The organism is Streptomyces sp. MJM8645 (assembly GCF_001625365.1).
Lineage (GTDB): Bacteria > Actinomycetota > Actinomycetes > Streptomycetales > Streptomycetaceae > Kitasatospora.
Map to the genome: position 1 here is coordinate 680,263 of NZ_LJJF01000002.1, position 17,988 is coordinate 698,250.

General features: G+C 72.1%; 12 protein-coding genes. 6 read left to right on the forward strand and 6 right to left on the reverse strand.

Features of this window, described 5'->3' with window-relative positions:
- Positions 1–15: 15 nt before the first annotated feature.
- On the reverse strand, positions 16–783 hold the full coding sequence (locus A6F73_RS33725) for a GntR family transcriptional regulator (RefSeq protein ID WP_063352162.1): 768 nt from the start codon (positions 781–783) through the stop codon (positions 16–18).
- Between the two features lie 223 nt (positions 784–1,006).
- Between A6F73_RS33725 and A6F73_RS33730 the strand changes: the two genes are divergently transcribed.
- Positions 1,007–2,572 (forward strand): alkaline phosphatase family protein, encoded by a 1,566-nt coding sequence (locus A6F73_RS33730; protein WP_079136495.1) that lies wholly within the window; start codon positions 1,007–1,009, stop codon positions 2,570–2,572.
- 183 nt (positions 2,573–2,755) lie between these two features.
- Here A6F73_RS33730 and A6F73_RS33735 read toward each other — a convergent pair whose 3' ends face one another.
- Positions 2,756–3,322: a hypothetical protein gene (locus A6F73_RS33735; protein WP_063352163.1), complete on the reverse strand. Its 567-nt coding sequence runs from the start codon at positions 3,320–3,322 to the stop codon at positions 2,756–2,758.
- 335 nt (positions 3,323–3,657) lie between these two features.
- Between A6F73_RS33735 and A6F73_RS33740 the strand changes: the two genes are divergently transcribed.
- The 4 genes from A6F73_RS33740 to A6F73_RS33755 all read left to right on the forward strand — a co-directional run bounded on the left by A6F73_RS33740 (position 3,658) and on the right by A6F73_RS33755 (position 11,776).
- Positions 3,658–4,413: a transcriptional regulator gene (locus A6F73_RS33740; RefSeq protein ID WP_063352164.1), complete on the forward strand. Its 756-nt coding sequence runs from the start codon at positions 3,658–3,660 to the stop codon at positions 4,411–4,413.
- A 55-nt stretch (positions 4,414–4,468) separates the two neighbouring features.
- Complete coding sequence (locus A6F73_RS33745; protein WP_063352165.1) at positions 4,469–5,005, forward strand: kinase; 537 nt, start codon at positions 4,469–4,471, stop codon at positions 5,003–5,005.
- Between the two features lie 310 nt (positions 5,006–5,315).
- On the forward strand, positions 5,316–11,513 hold the full coding sequence (locus A6F73_RS33750) for a DNRLRE domain-containing protein (RefSeq protein WP_063352166.1): 6,198 nt from the start codon (positions 5,316–5,318) through the stop codon (positions 11,511–11,513).
- Positions 11,510–11,776 carry a hypothetical protein gene (locus A6F73_RS33755; protein ID WP_063352167.1) on the forward strand — a complete coding sequence of 89 codons (267 nt, stop codon included), beginning with the start codon at positions 11,510–11,512 and terminating at the stop codon, positions 11,774–11,776. Before A6F73_RS33750 ends, A6F73_RS33755 begins: the two co-directional genes overlap by 4 nt.
- A gap of 135 nt (positions 11,777–11,911) precedes the next feature.
- Here the strand turns inward: A6F73_RS33755 and A6F73_RS33760 are convergent, their stop codons facing one another.
- From A6F73_RS33760 to A6F73_RS33775, 4 genes are all read right to left on the reverse strand, one after another.
- Positions 11,912–12,835, reverse strand: a complete 924-nt coding sequence (locus A6F73_RS33760) for a hypothetical protein (RefSeq protein ID WP_159398681.1) — start codon at positions 12,833–12,835, stop codon at positions 11,912–11,914.
- A gap of 286 nt (positions 12,836–13,121) precedes the next feature.
- Positions 13,122–13,910 (reverse strand): phosphatase PAP2 family protein, encoded by a 789-nt coding sequence (locus tag A6F73_RS33765; protein WP_244293801.1) that lies wholly within the window; start codon positions 13,908–13,910, stop codon positions 13,122–13,124.
- A gap of 317 nt (positions 13,911–14,227) precedes the next feature.
- Entirely contained in the window at positions 14,228–14,890 is a 663-nt protein-coding gene (locus A6F73_RS33770) for a response regulator transcription factor (protein WP_063352170.1), read from the reverse strand.
- Complete coding sequence (locus tag A6F73_RS33775) at positions 14,887–16,008, reverse strand: histidine kinase (protein WP_063352171.1); 1,122 nt, start codon at positions 16,006–16,008, stop codon at positions 14,887–14,889. The genes A6F73_RS33770 and A6F73_RS33775 overlap by 4 nt, the downstream gene beginning before the upstream one ends.
- A gap of 445 nt (positions 16,009–16,453) precedes the next feature.
- Between A6F73_RS33775 and A6F73_RS33780 the strand changes: the two genes are divergently transcribed.
- Positions 16,454–17,953, forward strand: coding sequence for an alpha/beta fold hydrolase (locus tag A6F73_RS33780; protein ID WP_063352740.1), 1,500 nt, complete (start codon positions 16,454–16,456; stop codon positions 17,951–17,953).
- Positions 17,954–17,988 lie beyond the last annotated feature (35 nt).

Consider the following 17,988-nt stretch of genomic DNA (forward strand, 5'->3'; position numbering starts at 1 on the left):
AGCGCAGTACCGGCTTCAGTCCCGGTCGGGGGCGTGCAGGGCGAGGGTGAAGCTGAAGCGGTCGCCGCGGTAGAGGGTGCGGACCTGTTCGAGGGGGTGGCCCTCGGCGTCGCGGCTGCGGCGGTGGAGCAGCAGCATGGGCAGGGCGGGCGGGGTGCCGATGAGCAGGGCTTCGCGGGGGGTGGCGAGGACCGTCTCGATGCGTTCGTCGGCGCCGCCGAGCCGCACGCCGCACTCGCGCAGGTAGCCGTAGAAGGAGCCTTCGGGGTCGAACTCCCGCTCCAGGTGCGGGACTCGGGCGACGGGGACGTAGGTGGACTCCAGGCCGACGCGTTCCTCGTCGGCGCGCAGGACGCGTTCCAGGTGCCAGAGGGGTTCGCCTTCGGGGACGGCGAGGCGCTGGGCCATGGGCGGGTCGGCGGGGAGGCGGTCGAGGGTGATGAGGGTGCGGCCGGGGCGCAGGCCCTGGCGGGTGACGCCTTCGGTGTAGCTGGCGAGCGAGAGCGGCTGTTCGATCTTGGGGCCGGCGACGACGGTGCCGCGGCCCTGGCGGCGCAGACGGCCTTCGAGGAGGAGGTCGCGCAGGGCCTGACGGACGGTGGCGCGGGCGACGTGGTGGCGTTCGGCGAGGTCGGCTTCGGTGGGCAGGCGCCCGCCGGGGCCCAATTCGGCGATGAGGTCTTCGAGTTGGGCTTTGACCAGGTAGTACTTGGGCACCCGGCCGTGGTCGGGGACGCCGGAGCGGGCGGGGGCGACGGGGGGCCGGGGGGTGCCGTGGTTCACCGCGCCACCTTATCGAGCGGCGGTCCGGCGCCATCGAGTGGCGGTTCAGCACCATCGAGCGGCGGTTCAGCGCCCCCTAGATCACGGAATGGTAACCGGTCTGGACTGAATTTCGGCGGTTGTTCATACAACCGTGGATCCGGGGAGGGCTCGTCCTCGCACGGGCGCCCCATCCTCGGTGCCGGTGCAACCGCACCGCGTCGCCCCCCAGTTGGGAGCCCCCGTGCGCATTCCCCGCTCCACCCGGACCGTCACCGTGGCCACCGCCGTAGCCGCCGCGGCCACCGTGCTGCTGCCGTCGGCGCCCGCCGGCGCCTCCCCCGCCTCTTCCGCCGCAGCCGCCTCCTCCATCACAGCCGCCCCCGCCGCCCCCGCCTACAAGGGCCTGCCGGACGGCACCAAGCAGGCCAAGACCCTGGTCATCGGCGTCGACGGCACCCGCTACGACAAGCTGGCGGCCGCCGACGCGCCCAACCTCAAAGCGCTGATGGCCGGCGGCATGACCGCCACCAGCAACCTGTACGCCAACCCGCTGGCGCCGACCCTGTCCGGACCGGGCTGGTCGACCATCGCCACCGGCGTGTGGCCCGACAAGCACCAGGTCAAGGACAACGCGTTCACCGGCGCCCGGTTCGACCAATACCCGGACTTCGCCAGCCGCCTGGAGGCCGCCGCCCCGGCCGCCTCCACGCTGGTGATCGGCTCGTGGAACCCGATCACCGGCAACGTCTTCAACGGCAAGGCGGACCTGCGGATCGCCGAGAACGAGGACGACGCCAAGACCGCCTCCGACGCCGCCGACTACCTCGCCCACGGCAACCCGGACACCGCCTTCCTGCACTTCGACGGGATCGACGAGGCCGGGCACGCCTCCGGCGGCGCCAGCGCCCAGTACGCGGCCGCCATCCACACCGTCGACGCGCTCGTCGGCCAGGTCGTGCAGGCCGTCAAGTCCCGCCCCGCGTACGGCTCGGAGGACTGGCTGATCGTCGTCACCACCGACCACGGACACACCGACGCCGGCGGGCACGGCGGCAACAGCGCCAACGAGCGGCAGACCTTCGTGATCGCCGACGGCGCCGGCTTCCCGGCCGGCTCCCGGCGCTACGACGTCAAGCCCGTGGACATCGCGCCGACCGTCCTCAAGCACGAGGGCGCGCCGATCGACCCCGCCTGGCGCCTGGACGGGCAGCCGATCGACGAGATCGCCCCGGACGCCTTCGACGCGCTGCGCCCCGCCCTCCAGGGCCGGGTGGACGAGACGGGCATCCCGGCCACGGTCCGGGGCTGGACGCACACGCCGCCCAGCGGCTGGAGCATCGACAACTCCCGGATGCCCAGCGGCGGGGTGACGGAGTGGCGCGGCTGGGCCTTCGCCACCGACGAGTTCTGGAGCGCCACCCAGCTCGGACAGGGCCGGGAGACCAACGTGCGGGCCCGCAACGTCTTCGCGGTCGCCGACTCCGACGAGTGGGACGACAAGGCGCACGGCGCCGGCCAGTTCGACTCCACCCTGGTCAGCCCGGCCTACCCGGTCGCCGGTCTCGGCCGGGCCACGCTGTCCTTCGCGACGAACTACAAGGTCGACGGCCCGCAGACCGGCGACGTGTACGTGGTCTTCGACGACGGCGCCCCGCAGCTGGTGAAGTCCTACCGCGCCGACCTGAACACCGTCGAGCACCTGCCCGTCACCGTACCGGCCGGCGCCACCACCGCGCGCCTGCAGTTCCGCTACACGGGCACCAACAGCGCCTTCTGGACGGTCGACCAGGTCTCCTTCGGCGCCTGACACCGCTACGGGACCGACCCCGCCACCGGTCCTCCCGCCGCCCCGGCATCCCGGGGCGGCGGGAGGTGCCGGGCCCGGCCCACCCGGCGAGCAACGGCCCGAGCTGCTCGGCCCATTCCGGCTACCGGGCCCCGGGTTACGCTCCGTCGAGGGGTCCGGGGGCCTCGGTGTTCCCAGGGGCGTTCATGGGCTGCTCAGCGCCATCGCGTACACGCCCTGATCGAGGTGCGTGAAGCCGTGCCGTTCCCAGGCTCGGCGCAGCTTCGTCATCGCCTCCTCGTCCGGCCGTCGGATCTCCGGGTCGTCGGAGGCGTAGGAACACGGTTCGTCCGGCCCGTGGTCGTGGATCGGGGCCGGATAGCAGACGGCCAGCGCCCCGGGGACGGCGAGCCGGCGGAGCGCGGCGACGGCCAGTCGCATGCCCACCCCCTTGCCTCGCCACGCGTCGGTGACGTGCACGGACTCCAGCAGGAGCAGCAGCGTCGGATTCGTCTTGGCCACGGCGGGGGTCAGGGCGCCGTCCTCGGTGAAGACCACGCGGGGGATGCGGTCGAGCAGGCCCGGGTCGGCGTCCAGAGCGGCACGGGGGTTCGGCGTCAAGCCGGGGACCACGCGGGTGATCTCGGCTGTGCCGATGTTCTCGGCCGGAACATAGAACGAAGCCGTCCACCGTTCGGCGCGACTGGTCCACGTCTCGTCGGCGAACTGCCGCATGGCGTAGGCGATATGGAACCGGTTCGGGTCAACCACGGGCACTCCTCCGAGTGAACGGGGCCCCCGCCGTGTGCACAGTCGGCAGGGGTCCCGGTGTGTCAGGTGACTACTTGGGCTGCGGGGCGGGCTGCGGCTGCTCCGGCGCCGGGTTGCCCCGGTGCTTCGGCGGGTCCTTCGGCTCCCCCTTGTGCTTGGACACGATGATCTCGACGTGCATGGGCGGTACCTCCTACCTGCTTCTGGTGGCGGGTTGGAGACCGATCGTGCCCCAACCCGGCGAACCATTGCGACGGCGTGGAGGCGTCACTTCGGCATCCTGGCAAGACGTCATTTCGACGTCTTCAGAGGATGTTTGGGCCTATCTTCTAGCCATGACTACGCCGAACGAGACCCTTCGGGCCGTACGCCTCGGACTCCGTCTCAGCCAGGACGAGTTCGCGAAGCGGCTGCGGGCGGCCGGGGAGGACCAAGGGGAGCCGAACGACGCCAGCAAGCGCCTGGTGCAACGTTGGGAGTCAGGGGAGGTGAGGTCTCCCCGCCCGGTGTACGTTCGAGCCCTTGAGACTGTCACCAAGATTCCCGTTGACCGCCTCGGCTTCGACTCGCCACAGTTGCCGCCAAGGGTCAGCGTGGACAGTACGGGAGGGCACGACGTGACCAGTGATGAACCGGGCGTGCCCGTGCAGACTGCGCCCGCTCCTACGGGTGAGGACTACTCGGGGGTATGGGTCAGCCACTACGAGTTCTACAGCAGCAGTCGGGAGAACACGTTCACCGGTCTGCATCACGTCGTGCTGTCCCAGAACGGCAACCGGATCACGGGGCGATCCCTCCCCGGTGCGTCGTCCAATCCCGACTCGCCGCTGTCATTCGATCTCACTGTTGATCGGAACATCGTTACGGGTTCCTGGGTGGAGCAGACCGCGCAGGATGGCTACTACCAGGAGGCCAGGTATCACGGCGCTATTCAGTTGCTGGTCGACCCGACCGGCCGCCGCATGGCCGGCAAGTGGGTCGGCTTCGGCAAGGACTTCGACGTCAACTCCGGGCCTTGGGAACTGCGTCTGCTGGACAAGTCCACGGCGGACCACGTCCTGAGCCGCTACAGCGTGCCGCCGGAAGCGTAGCCGCGCCTCACAGCGTACGCGGGAGGGCCCCGTACGCGGCCGGTACGGTACCGGCGTGACGGGAACTCAGGACACGGTGCTGGTGGTGGTCCGCGGGCCGAGCGGGGCGGGCAAGTCGAGCGTCGCCGCGCGGCTGCGCGCCGCGTACGGGCGGGGTGTGGCCGTCGTCGCGCAGGACGTGCTCCGACGCGCCGTCCTGCGCGAGCGCGACCTCCCGGGCGGGGCGAACATCGGCCTCATCGACCTGGTCGCCCGGCACGCCCTGGACCACGGCTTCCACACCGTCGTCGAGGGCATCCTCGCCGCCGAGCGCTACGGTCCGATGCTCGCCCGGCTCGCCGCCGACCACCGCGGCCGCAGCCACCTGTACTACCTCGACGCCGACTTCGACGAGACCGTGCGCCGCCACGCCACCCGCCCCCAGGCCGGCGAGTTCTCCCCCGAGGACATGGCCGGCTGGTACCAGCCCCACGACCTCCTGCCCGGCGGCCTCGAACACGTCGTTCCGCAGCACAGCACCCTCGACGAGACCGTCGAGCAGATCCTCACCGACACCCGTCTCACCCCACCCGGCTGGACACCCCGCCCCTGAGGACGGGAAGCATCGAGTCCACCACCCGAAGCGGCCCTACCTGCGCTGGCGGCCGGTAAGTGGCCGGTGCGGTCGGCGCCGCTGACGTAACGCGCAGGGGGCGGGTGCGGTTGCCTACGTCATGATCACGATCATGTGAACCTTGTCGAAACAAGATCATTATTTGATGATCCTTTGGCGTCATTTGACCCCATCTTTGATCTTGCCGCCCACTCCTATGCTCCGAGAGCGCCGTCGAGCGACGGTGTTTCAAGGAGTCGATATGAACAGACGGATAACCACACGACGCAGACTCGGCAGGCCTGTTGGCATGCGGGCGGTGAGCGGGTCGCTGGCCCTCGCCGTGGCGGTGTCGCTGCTGGCCGGGTCCGAGACGGCCCTCGCCGCATCGCCGAGCGCGTCCCCGAGCGCGGCGGCGGCGAAGGCGGGCAAGGGCGCCGGGCAGTGGGCCACGTCCGCCGCCGACGTGCCGTCGGCGAGGGTCGCGGCCCGGCTGTCCGGGCAGCGGGTGGAGGCGCTCTCCGAGCGTACGGAGACGTCGACGACGTGGGTGAACAAGGACGGTTCGCTCACCACCGAGCTGTTCGCGGGCCCGATCCGCTTCCAGCGTGACGGCCAGTGGGTGGACGTCGACCTCGGCCTCCAGGCCGGCGCGGACGGGTCGGTGGCGCCGAAGGCCCACCCGAACGCGCTGCGGCTCGCCGGTGCCGGCGGCACCCGGGCGAAGTCGCTGCTCCACGCGCAGGCCGCGGCCCCGGACGACGCCCGCACCCTGGTGACCCTCGGGCAGGGCGACCAGCAGGTCGAGCTCCAGTGGCGGGGCGGCCTGCCCAAGCCCGCCCTGGACGGCACGAAGGCCACCTACCGGGACGCGATCGCGGACGGCGCGGCCGACCTGGTCGTGGAGGCCACCCGGACCGGCTTCGAGCAGTACACGGTGCTCAAGCAGCGCCCGAGCGCCGCCGGGTTCTCGTACACGATGCCGCTGAAGGCCGACGGTCTGAAGGCCGAGGTCCAGCCGGACGGCGGCGTGCTGTTCACCGACAGGCGCACCGGCGAGCGGCGGGCCGTGCTCCCGGCGCCGGTGATGTGGGACGCGACGGCCGCCGCCGAGGGCTCCGGTGAGCACGCCCGGCAGGCGAAGGTCGGTCTGAAGGTCGTTCAGCGCGGCGACGGCATCGACCTGGTGTTCACGCCGGACGCCGCGTTCCTCGCGGACCCGAAGACGCAGTACCCGGTGACGGTCGACCCCTCCACCACGGCCCTCGGCAACGTCTTCGACACCCGGGTGCAGCAGGGCGAGACGGTCGACTGGTCGGCCGACACCGAGATCTACTGGGGCAACTCCGGCACCAAGAACGCGGACGGCTCCTCCCGCCAGGCCCGGTCGTTCATCAACTGGAACACCGCGCCGATCGCGGACGCGCTGATCACCAACGCCAGCCTGTCGCTGTACAACTTCCACTCCGGCAACAGCGACTGCCAGCCCTACGCGTGGGACATCTGGGACACCGGCCTCGCCTCGACCGCCTCGCGCTGGACGGCGCAGCCCTCCTGGAACGCCAAGAAGGCCACCGGCACCGAGACCAAGGGCCGGGACGCCTGCGGAGGCGACGGCTGGATCACCGCGGACGTCACCAACCTGGTGCAGACCTGGACGTCGGCGAAGAACACCACCTCGGGCATGGGGCTGCGCGCCCCGGACGAGGCCAACACCAAGTACTGGAAGGAGGTGAACTCCGCCAACGCCGCGACCAACGTCCCGAAGCTGACGGCGACGTACAACTACCGCCCCCGGACCGGGACGGACCAGCAGGCCGGCTCGCCGTTCTACAAGGACACCGCCGGCACCTGGTGGGTCAACTCCACCACCCCGACGCTGCGCGACACCTTCGTCGACCCGAACAACGACAAGGTCGACGGCACCTTCCAGATCTTCGACACCGCCACCGACACCCAGGTGGGCAACGTCCTGGTCTCCCCGTACGTGCCGAGCGGGGCCCCGGCCTCCGTCAAGGTCCCGGCCGGTGTGCTGGCCAACGGCAGGACGTACAAGTTCCGCACCTCCCCGTACGACGGGCTGCACTACAACAACAACTGGTCGGCGTGGGCCACCTTCACGGTCGACACCTCCGCCCCCTCGGCGCCCGCCGCGCTCTCCTCCGCCGACTACCCGTCGGGCCAGTGGGTCAAGGGCCCCGGCCAGGCCGGTTCCTTCACCGCGACCCCGCCGGCCGGTGACCAGAACGCCCTGGAGTGGACGCTCGACGGCGCGACCTGGACCAAGGTCGCGACGAACGGCTCCGCCGCGCCGGTGACCTTCACCGTGACCCCGGCCAAGGCCGGCACCAACACCCTTCAGGTGCGGGCGGTGGACCGGGCGGAGAACAAGTCCGAGGCCCGTACCCACACCTTCCAGGTCGGCGCGGGCGGTGTCACCTCGCCGAACGACGGCACCCGCACCGCGGCGCGCCTGCCGCTCACCGCCGAGGCCGACGCCGCCCGCTACGACCAGGTGGCCTTCTCCTGGCGGCGCTCCGACGCCGACGCCTGGACGCGGATCCCCGCCGGCGACATCACCAACGGCGGTGCCGCACTGGCGGCCTGGCCCGTGCCCCTCGCCGCGGGCAAGAGCCCGGCGCTCACCTGGAACGCCACCTCCACGGTGACCCCGGACGGCACCGTCCAGCTCCGCGCGGACTTCACCGGGCCGGGCGCCGCCGCCGTCTCCTCCGAGCCGGTGCGGGTCGTCGTCGACCGCAAGGCCGACGGCGCGGCGACGGAGAACGTCGGCCCGGGTGCACTGAACCTGCTCACCGGCGACCTCAGGGTCCCGGCCACCGACGTGTCGCTGTTCGGCATGACGGTCGGCCGCACGCACTCCTCGCGTGACCCGCGGGCCGCCGCCGGCCAGGACGGCCAGGCGGCGGTCTTCGGCCCCAACTGGGTGTCCAGCGTGTCGTCGAGCCTGTCCGCCTCGGAGTACACGGAGATCCGCAGGACCTCCAGCACCTCGCTCAGCGTGATGTCCGCCGACGGCTCCGCCGTCTCCTTCACCTCGAACGCGGCCGGCAACGGCTGGACGCCCGAACCGGGCAGCGAGGACCTCACCCTGAGCGGCTCCTTCGGCGCCGACTTCACGCTCTCCGGCACCGAAGGCACCGTCACCACCTTCGCCAAGGCCGATCCGGCCGCCGCCACCTGGACGGTGACCTCCACGCTCCAGGGCGGGCTGGCCAACACCACCACCAGCGTGGTGTCGGAGACGACCGTGGTCGGCGGCAAGACGCTGGCCCGGCCGAAGCTCGTCATCGCGCCGACCTCCGCGGCCACCCCGGCCGTGTGCGCGGCCAACGTCGCCGCCAAGGGCTGCCGCGTCCTGCAGTTCGTCTACGCCACCGCGACCACCGCCACCGGCACCACCACCGACACCGAGTTCGGTGACGTCGCCGGGCAGGTCAGCGCGATCAGGCTCTGGAGCACCGCGCCCGGGGCCGCCGCGGCCACCGCCACCGACGTCGCCGTCTACCGCTACGACTCGGCCGGGCGGCTGCGCCAGACCTGGGACCCGCGGCTCGGCCAGAGCAGCCAGAACCAGTACGCCTACTACACCCAGGGCGCCGACGACGGCCTGCTCTCCTCCGTCCAGCTCAGCGGCACCCGCGCCACCTCGCTGGCGTACGGCACCGTCACCGCCAACCCGGCCGCGGGCCCGGGCATGCTGACGAAGACCTGGCACGACACCCTCGCCCCCGGCACCACGGGCACCGTGAACGGCACCGCCACCACCACCGTCGTCTACGGCGTCCCGCTCTCCGGCGCGAAGGCACCGGAGGACCTCTCCGCGTCCGCCGCCTCCGCGTGGGGCCAGAGCGACCTGCCGACCGACGCCACCGCGGTGTTCCCGCCGGACCAGGCCCCCGCCTCCAACAACGGCACCGACCTCGGCGCCGGCGACTACACCAGGGCGAACGTCACCTACCTGAACGCCTCCGGCCGCCAGGTCAACCAGGCCACCCCGGGCCACCACGTCACCACCACCGAGTACGACAACCAGGGCCACCAGGTCCGCAGCCTGACCGCGGGCAACCGCGAGCTCGCCCTCGGGGCCACCCCCGCGGCCAAGGCCCAGCTGGCCGACCTCGGCATCGACACCCTGCCCTCCGCCGAACGCGCCCGGCTCCTGTCGAGCAGCAGCGCCTACAGCGCGGACGGCCAGCAGGAGACCGACGTCTACGACCCGCTCCACCGCATCACCCTCGCGGCCGACGCCACCTCCGGTGCGACGGTCCTGGCGAAGGCCGGCACCCAACTGCCCGCCCGCCAGCACACCGTGAAGACCTACGACGAGGGCCGGCCGACCGACGGCACCGCCAAGATCAAGAACCAGATCACCCTCACCACCACCGGCGCCCGGCTCCGCGCCTGGCCCGACCTGCTGGTCGACGCCCGCCAGGACCGGACCACGTACAACTGGGCGCTCGGCGTGCCCACCGCGCAGATCAAGGACAGCGGCGGCCTCGCCCTGACCACCACCACCGGCTACGACGGCCAGGGCCGGGTCGTCTCGACCCAGCAGCCGGCCTCCACCGGCACCGACGCCGCAGCCGGCTGGACCACCTACTACACCGCCGGCGGCACCGGCACCTGCGGCAACCGCCCCGAGTGGGCCGACCTCGTCTGCCAGACCGGGCCCGCCGCGGCCATCACCGGCGGCGGCGCCAACCCCGCACAACTGCCCACCAGGACAACCCAGTACGGGCAGTTCGGCCAGGCCACCCGCACCACCGAAACGGCCAACGGCGTCACCCGCACCACCGTGACCGACACCGACACGGCGGGGCGCCCCACCACCGTCACCGTCACCGACGGCCTCGGCACCCCGGCCCCCGCCGCCACCACCACCTACCACCCGGGCACCGGCGCCGTCACCCGCCAGACCTCCGCCACCGGCGGCACCATCACCAAGGGCTACGACGAACTCGGCCGCCTGACCTCCTACACCGACGCCGACGGCGCCGTCACCACCACGGAGTACGACGCCCTCAACCGCCCCACCAAGGTCACCGACACCTCCCCCTCCACCACCACCTACACCTACGACACCGCCGTCGACCCGCGCGGCCTGGCGACCTCGGTGACGGACTCCGTCGCCGGCACCCTCACCGCCCGCTACGACGCCGACGGCACGCCGCTCACCCAGGGCCTGCCCGGCGGCTACACCCGGACCGACGACAAGGACCCGGCCGGCACCACCACCAGCCGCACCTACACCCGTGACAGCGACGGCCTCGTGCTGGTCTCCGACGGCATCACCGAGACCATCCACGGCCAGCGGGCCACCCACACCGGCACCCCCGGCGTCACCGCGGCCCAGACCTACGCCTACGACCGGGCCGGCCGGCTCCTCCAGGTCCAGGACACCTCGACCGACGCCGTCTGCACCACCCGCACCTACACCTTCGACCGCAACACCAACCGCACCGCGCTGGCCACCGCCGACGCCGCCCGCGGCCAGACCTGCACCACCACCGCGGGCACCACCCAGACCAGCACCTACGACACCGCCGACCGCCTGGTGAACCCCGGCTACACCTACGACGCGTTCGGCCGCACCACCGCACTGCCCGGCAGCACCCTCGCGTACTACACCACCGACCTGGTGCAGCAGCAGACCAGCGGCACCAACCGGCAGAGCTGGACCCTCGACTCGGCCCAGCGCTTCCGCGCCTGGACCACCGAGACCAACACCACCGGCACCTGGGCCCAGACCGGACTGCGGACCAACCACTACGGCTCCGACACCGACAGCCCCCGCTGGATCACCGAGGACACCGCGGGCACCCTGACCCGCAACGTCACCGGCCCCGCCGGCACCCTCGCCGCCACCACCGCGAAGACCGGCGGCACCATCCTGCAACTCGCCAACCTGCACGGCGACATCACCCTGCGGCTGCCCCTGGACACCGCCGTCGCACCCACCGTCCTCGACTACGACGAGTACGGCCAGCCGCGCACCGGCCAGCCCGGCACCCGCTACGCCTGGCTCGGCGACAAGCAGCGTTCCGACGAGACCCCGAGCGCCCTCACCCTCATGGGAGCGCGCCTCTACAACCCGGCCACCGGCCGCTTCCTCTCCCCCGACCCGGTCCAGGGAGCCAGCGCCAACGCCTACGACTACTGCAACGCCGACCCGGTCAACTGCACCGACCTCAACGGCCGGATGCCCGGCTGGCTGAAGGCCGCGCTCAAGGCCGCCGTCTCCCGCGCCGTCCAACTGTCCGTCACCGCGGCCGTGGCCGCCTGGATCCCCTTCCTGGCACCCTGGGCGCTCCACATCGGCAACTGCGCCGGCGGCGCCTGCGCCGGTGTACTGTTCGGGAGCGGCGGCTGGAAGCAGCGCATCGTCTGGGCCGTCGCCGGCTGCCTCGCGGGGTTCGTCTTCGACCGCGGCGTCTCCCAGCGGATCGTCGACAAGGTGATCGGCGTGGTCAGGAGGTTCGTGTGACATCCACGGAGTCGGAGAATTCGGCGGAGTCGGCGGAGGAACCGGCAGCGCGCCGGGCGAGCCCGCTGCGCCTCGCCGCGACCAACGGGGCCTGGCTCGCCCCGTCCTTCCTCGCCGCCTACCTGCTCGCCGACCGCCTCACCGCCGATGCCACCACCCGCACCTGGTGCACCCTGCTCCTCGCACCGGTGATCGGCCTGGCCCTGCGCGCCACGGCCACCCTCGTGGCCCGCCGCCGACGGGCACGGACCAGCCGGCGGTAACCCGACGCACACCCCTGCAACAGGCCGACCCGCCGGCGCCACCGGCGGGTCGGCCTGTTCCGTACCTGTTCCGTGACTGTCCCACGCCTGTCCCACGCCTGTTCCGCGCCGGGGAAGTGCCGGGGAAGTGCCCGGTCAGAGTGCGCCGTTGACGACCATCATGAACGCGATCCGGTGGTGGGTGTCGGAGTAGTCGCCCTGGGAGTCCGCGCCGGTTGGGAAGTAGCACCCCGCGCCGCCGAGGTGTCCGAAGGGCGCCCCCGACTGGGCCTGGAACGGGATGTCGTAGACCGTGGCGACGCCGGCGCCGAGGGCCCCGACCCCGGGGGGCACCAGGAGCTGGTAGATCGAGGGGACGGCCGGGTCGTCGTTCTCGTACAGGGCCGTGAGGTTCGACGGGCGGCCGAAGGACGGCACCCTCGTGTAGAACGGGGTGGAGAACGTGAACAGCGAGCTGCTGACCGTCCCGTGGAGCAGGCTTCCCGCCCCGTTGTAGAACTGGAACGGAATCTCCCGGGCGTCCCCGCCGATGGTGAGCGGGAGCTCGTGGTGGGTGTAGTACAGGTTCACGGAACCCGCCGTCGGGCTGTTCGCGCTCTGCCGGACGGTGTAGACGGGCCACATGTTGCGGGTGAGGTCGGAGTCCATGTCGGCCGTGTTGTCCGCGTCGGTCGTGAAGATCGCCCGCCCGGCCGAGGGCGCGTTGGGGGCGTTGGGGTCCAGGGTCAGCGGCACCGTGATGTCGATGCTCGCGCCGGCCATGAACCCGGGGAACTCGACCTTGATGATCGAGGGCACGTTCACGTCGGTGTTCTCGTACAGCCAACTCGCGGTTCCCCCGGCCACGGTGGGCAGAGCGGGGACATTGACGAAGAACGGCGTGATGAACTTGAACGACACGTCCCCGGTGGCGTCGTCGGGCCCGAAGTTCCCGCAGGTCACCGTCATCGAGCCGTTGCCGGAGGAGTTGAACGCCCCCATCTTCACACTGCAGTACAGGTCCACGGTGTTGGTGGCGGACACCGCGCTGCTGTCCTGACCACTGACGTGCGTAGTCATCTTTCTCCTCCTGGAAGGACGGAAAAGAAGCATTTCTCACTCATGGACGGGTCGAAGTCCTCACGGAATCCGGATTTCCTCGCCGCAAGAGGAATGTCCCCCCAATGGCCTGCAGAGATACAGTGCATGGGGGGCGTGTCGTCATGGCGCGATGCACGTCCGGGGCGCACCTGACCGGATTCACTCCGCCCTGTTGGGTTCGGTCACGTACGGCGGATCACACCGATCAAATGCCGAAGGCCGAGGCCAACGGCCTCGGCCTTCGGCCGGACAACGCGCCGGGCGGTCAGCCCACCGCCGGCCGTGTTCGACGCGCGACGCGGGCAGGTCCCGCCACCACGGTGCACCAGACCAGGACCGCGCACAGGAAGGCCGCCGCCGCGAAGATCAGCGGTCCCGTGACGGAGTCATCCCGCGCGCCGGCGGCGAGCGCGGCGGCCGCCGACAGGACGAGGGCGACGGCCGGCAGAGCCCGGGGGCTGCGCGCGACGCCCGGTGCGGCGGAGGCCGGCAGCAGCCAGAGCGCGAGACCGTAACAGGCGCAGCCCAGCAGCGCGGCCCCCAGCACGTCGCTGGGCCGGTGGTGGTAGAGCGCCTGCACGGCGCCGGCGGTGACGGTGAGCCACAGCATGCCGACCGCGGTGACGTAGGGGCGCAGGCGCGGGGAGGCGACGAGGGCGGCGCCGAGGACCAGCCCGATGGGGACGGCCGCGTGCCCGCTGGGGAAGCTCACCTCGGTGAGCATGTCGGGCGCGTTCACCAGGTCGGGGCGGGGCAGGACCATCTTGCTGCACACCTCGGTGCCCCCGAACGTGCCCAGGACGACCCCGATCGCCGCGCAGCCCTGCCACCAGCACCGCCGCGCCAGGGCGACGACCACGATCACGGCCATCCCCACGACCAGGGTGGGCAGGGCGGTGAACTCCAGTGGGGGCATGGCCGCCGAGTCGAAGGTCGACCCCGACCAGTCGTAGATCCACGCCGGTTCGCCGCCGTTCCCGTTCATCAGGGAGTTCTCCCCCCGCTGCCCGAACGGGGTCCAGACGGCGAGCAGGTAGACCGCCGCGAACCCCAAGGCGCACAGCAAGGCCGGCAGCCACGGCCGTATCGACCGCGACGGGCCCTCTCCGGCCGGGGGTCCCGGGGCCTGACCGGGAGCGTCCGGCCCGGGTGCGGACAGGGCCTGGTGATCTTGCTGCGTCATCACTGTCTTTCTTCCGCATGGGTGGAGCTTCGGCCGCGCGCCGGCCGGCCCGGGACCTGCTCGCAACTCGGGGAGCCGCGGGCCCTGGTCGTAGACGACTTGGTTTGAACGGGGACGCCGATGACGACGTCACGGTTCCCGTCCCGACACCGGACCCGGGGCGGGCGGCGGCGAGGCGCTCGGCGGCGTCATGCGGGGTGGATGAGGCGGCTCTCGTAGGCGAAGACCACCGCCTGTATCCGGTCGCGGAGTTCGAGCTTGTGCAGGATTCGCCCCAGGTGGGACTTCACGGTCGCCTCCGCGAGGTACAGGGCGGCCGCGATCTCGGTGTTGGACAGGCCGCAGCCCACCTGGACGAGCACCTCGCGTTCACGGGCGCTGAGTCGGCCCAGCCGGTCGTCGGGGTCGGCGCTGCTGCCGTCGGGGATGTGCGGGCGCAGGTGCTCCAGCAGGCGGCGGGTGACCCGCGGGGACACCACCGCGTCGCCCGCGGCGACGCTGCGTATCGCGGTGAGCAGTTCCTCGGGCCTGGTGTTCTTCAGCAGGAAGCCCGAGGCTCCGGCGCTGAGTCCGGCGAAGGCGTATTCGTCCAGGTCGAAGGTGGTGAGGATCAGCACTCTGCTCTGCGGGGAGATCCGGATGACCTGCCGGGTCGCCTCGATCCCGTCGATCCCGGGCATCCGGACGTCCATGAGGACGACATCTGGGCGCAGCTCCCGGGCGAGGCGTATGGCCTGGGCGCCGTCCGCGGCTTCGCCGACCGGTGCCATGTCGGGCTGGGCCTCCAGGACCGTGCTGAAGGCCATCCGGAGCAGCGCTTCGTCGTCGGCGATCAGGATGCGGATCGTCATGCGGACGCCGCTCCGCTGCTGTCGAGGAGGAGGCGGGTGTGAACTCCCCAGCCGCCGCCCGGAAGCGGTCCGGCCCGCAATGTCCCCCCGTAGGCGGCCGAGCGCTCGCGCATGCCGGGGATGCCGTGGCCGGACGGTGTGGCGCCGGGAAGCGGCGGGCGGGGGCCGCTGTCGGTGACGTCCACGGTGACGGTCCCGGTCGAGCACCGTATCCGGACCTTCGCACGTGTGCCGGTGGGTGTGTGCTTGAGGGTGTTGGTCAAGGCTTCCTGTACCAGGCGGTAGACGGTCAGTTGCGCGGTGGCGGGTATGTGGGTGTGGCCGCCCTGGACCTCGATGCGGGTCGGCAGCCCGGCGGCGCACATCTGGTCGGCGAGGGCCCCCAGTTGGGCGATGCCGGGTAGCGGGTGGCGTTCCGCGTCCGGTTCGTCGGTCCGCAGGATGCCCAGCGAGCGCCGCATGTCGGTCAGGGCCTGCCGGCCCGTCTCGGAGATCTGGAGCATCGCGGCGGTGGCCTTGTCGGGCGACCGGTGCTGCGCGTAGACGGCGGCGTCGGTGAGCGCGACCATGACGGACAGGTTGTGGGTGACGATGTCGTGCATCTCCCGGGTGATACGTGTCCTCTCCTCGGCGACGGCCAGTCGCGCCTGCTGGTCCTGTTGTTGCTCCAGGCGTGCGGCCCGTTCCTCCACGGCCGCGAGGTAGGCGCGCGTGGTCCGCACGTTCACACCCAGGACGGCGGCGGCGACGACCATCGCGGTGACCGCGACGAAGGGGGTCAGGAATGCGCCTTCCGTCGCCCAGCGCAGGCAGGCCAGCAGGGCCCCTGCCTCCACGACGGCACCGGCGACGAGCGTGCCGCGCCGGCCCGAGTGCGCGGCTGCCGTGTAGAGGGCCACCAACAGGCAGATGTCCGCCGGCAGTTGGACGTCCGTCAGCCACTGGACGAAGGCCGCGGCTGCCACGGCGCCGAACACCGTGAGCGGGGCCCGGCGCCGCCACAGCAGGGGCAGCGCGAGGGCGGCGGTGAGGGCGACGGCCACCGGCAGCTCGTGCGGCGCGTGGGTGGTGATGATGTTGAGCAGGAGAAGCGTCGGCAGCAGCGCGTCCCACACCATGGGCGGCAGCCGGGAGCACCGGCGCCCGGCGGCTGTCACCAGTCGCGCCGCTCGTGCGGAAGCCAGGTCGGCGTACCTCGTCAGCCGTGAGGCCGTCCTCGCCCACCGCACCCGCGTCAACGCCCGCACCCGATCCCGGTAGGCATCGCCGGGTTCCGCGGCCGCCTCGGTCATCACACGTCCCTGTCGATTCGGCGTCATGGTGGCCCCGACCGGGGCCGCCACCGCGTGCAGGCGGCCCTGTCACGGTAGGGCGCGGGCCCCAGGGAGCACATGCGTCCACCGTCTGATGGCACCGTGCCGAGGTACGACCGCAGGAGGAGTCCCGCTACCTCCCGTGGTCGTAGGGCGGCCGCCGATCCGGCGTGCTCGATTGCCACTCCGGTCGCACCGGGACGTGCCACGGATTGCGACCCCGGTGGCACACGACGGCGACCCGGGATCGATGTGGCAGCGCATACCCGGCGCCGAATATGGCCTGGTGACCGAGATCATCACGGGGCTGTACATGTCCCCCCTGGAAATCCTTGTCCTGCTGGGCGCCGTCGCACTGGTGGTGGCGCGCTGGCTTCCCCCCTCCGTCCGCCCACGCGTCACGATCGCGGCGGGGGCGATTCTCGTGCTGTCCGCGATCCTGCTGAGTGTGGCGGGGATCCGCTGGCAGATGCTGCCGGTCCTGGCGGGCGCTGCCTTCGCGTTGCCGTTCGCCTTCTCCCCCCTGCTGCGGCCGCTCCGGCGCCGTCCCGGCCGACCCGCGTGGCGGGCCCGCTGGTGGCTGGCGCTGCCGGGATCGATGGCCTGCGTCGGCCTGATCGCCGCGGGCCCGGCGGCCGCGTGGGCCCTTCCTGTACCCGAATTCCCCACCCCGACAGGCGAGTTCGCGGTCGGCACCCGCGTGGTCCAGTGGACCGACCCGCGCCGCCCCGAGACCTTCACCGCCGATCCGGACGACCGGCGCACGGTCGTGGTCCAGCTCTGGTACCCCGCGCAGAAGAGCCCCGCCGGCGCGCAGCGGGCCCAGTACCTCGGACGCACGGAGCACGAGGCCCGCACCGTCTCCGACGCCCTCGCCCGCCAGGTCGGCCTGCCGGGTTTCCTGGTCGACGGTGTTCCGCGTGCCCACACCCACGCGGTCTTCGACGCCCCGGTGGACGGCGGGCGGGGGCGGTTCCCCGTCGTCCTGTTCTCCCCCGGGTCGGGCGGAGTCCGCACCCAGAACACCGCCTGGGCGGAGGAACTGGCCAGCCACGGCTACGTGGTCGCCGCCCTCGACCACCCGTACGACTCCGCCGCCGTCGTCCTCTCCGACGGCCGGACGATCACCACCGAGACCACCTCCACCGGCGACCCGGACCAGGACGAGAAACTGGCGGCCGACTGGACAGCGATTCGGGCCGCCGACCTCGGCTTCGTCCTCACCCAGCTGGACGGTCTGGACCGGGGTGAGACCGCCGACCCGCTGAGCGGACACCTGGACACCGGCCGGGTCGCGGTGGCCGGACACTCCATGGGTGGTGCCGCCGCCCTCCAGGCAGCCCGGCAGGACCGCCGCTTCCACGCCGTCATCGATCTGGACGGCTTCCCCCACGGCCCCACCTCCCCCGCCCTCGACCAGCCGACGCTCGCGCTCACCCAGGTCGTCACCCCGGCAACCGACCCGCGCTACCTGCCCCGCCTCACCGAGGCGCTCAAGTCCAGCACCGCGACGAGCTATCGGCTCACCATCCCCGGCGCCGCACATCTCACGTTCATGGACGGCCCCCTGTATCTGCCGCCCGTGCCCTCGATCGTCGGCTCCCTGGGCCGCGCCGAGAGCCCGCGCGTCGTCGCCGCGGCCACCCTCGCCTTCCTGGACGGCACGTTGCGGGACAAGCCCGGCGACCTGGCCGGCGTTCTGCCGGCCTACGGCAACCTCAGCGTCCACCGCCCGGACAGCAGCCGCTGACCAGCTGTTCCGGGGCACGTACGCCTGCCGGACGA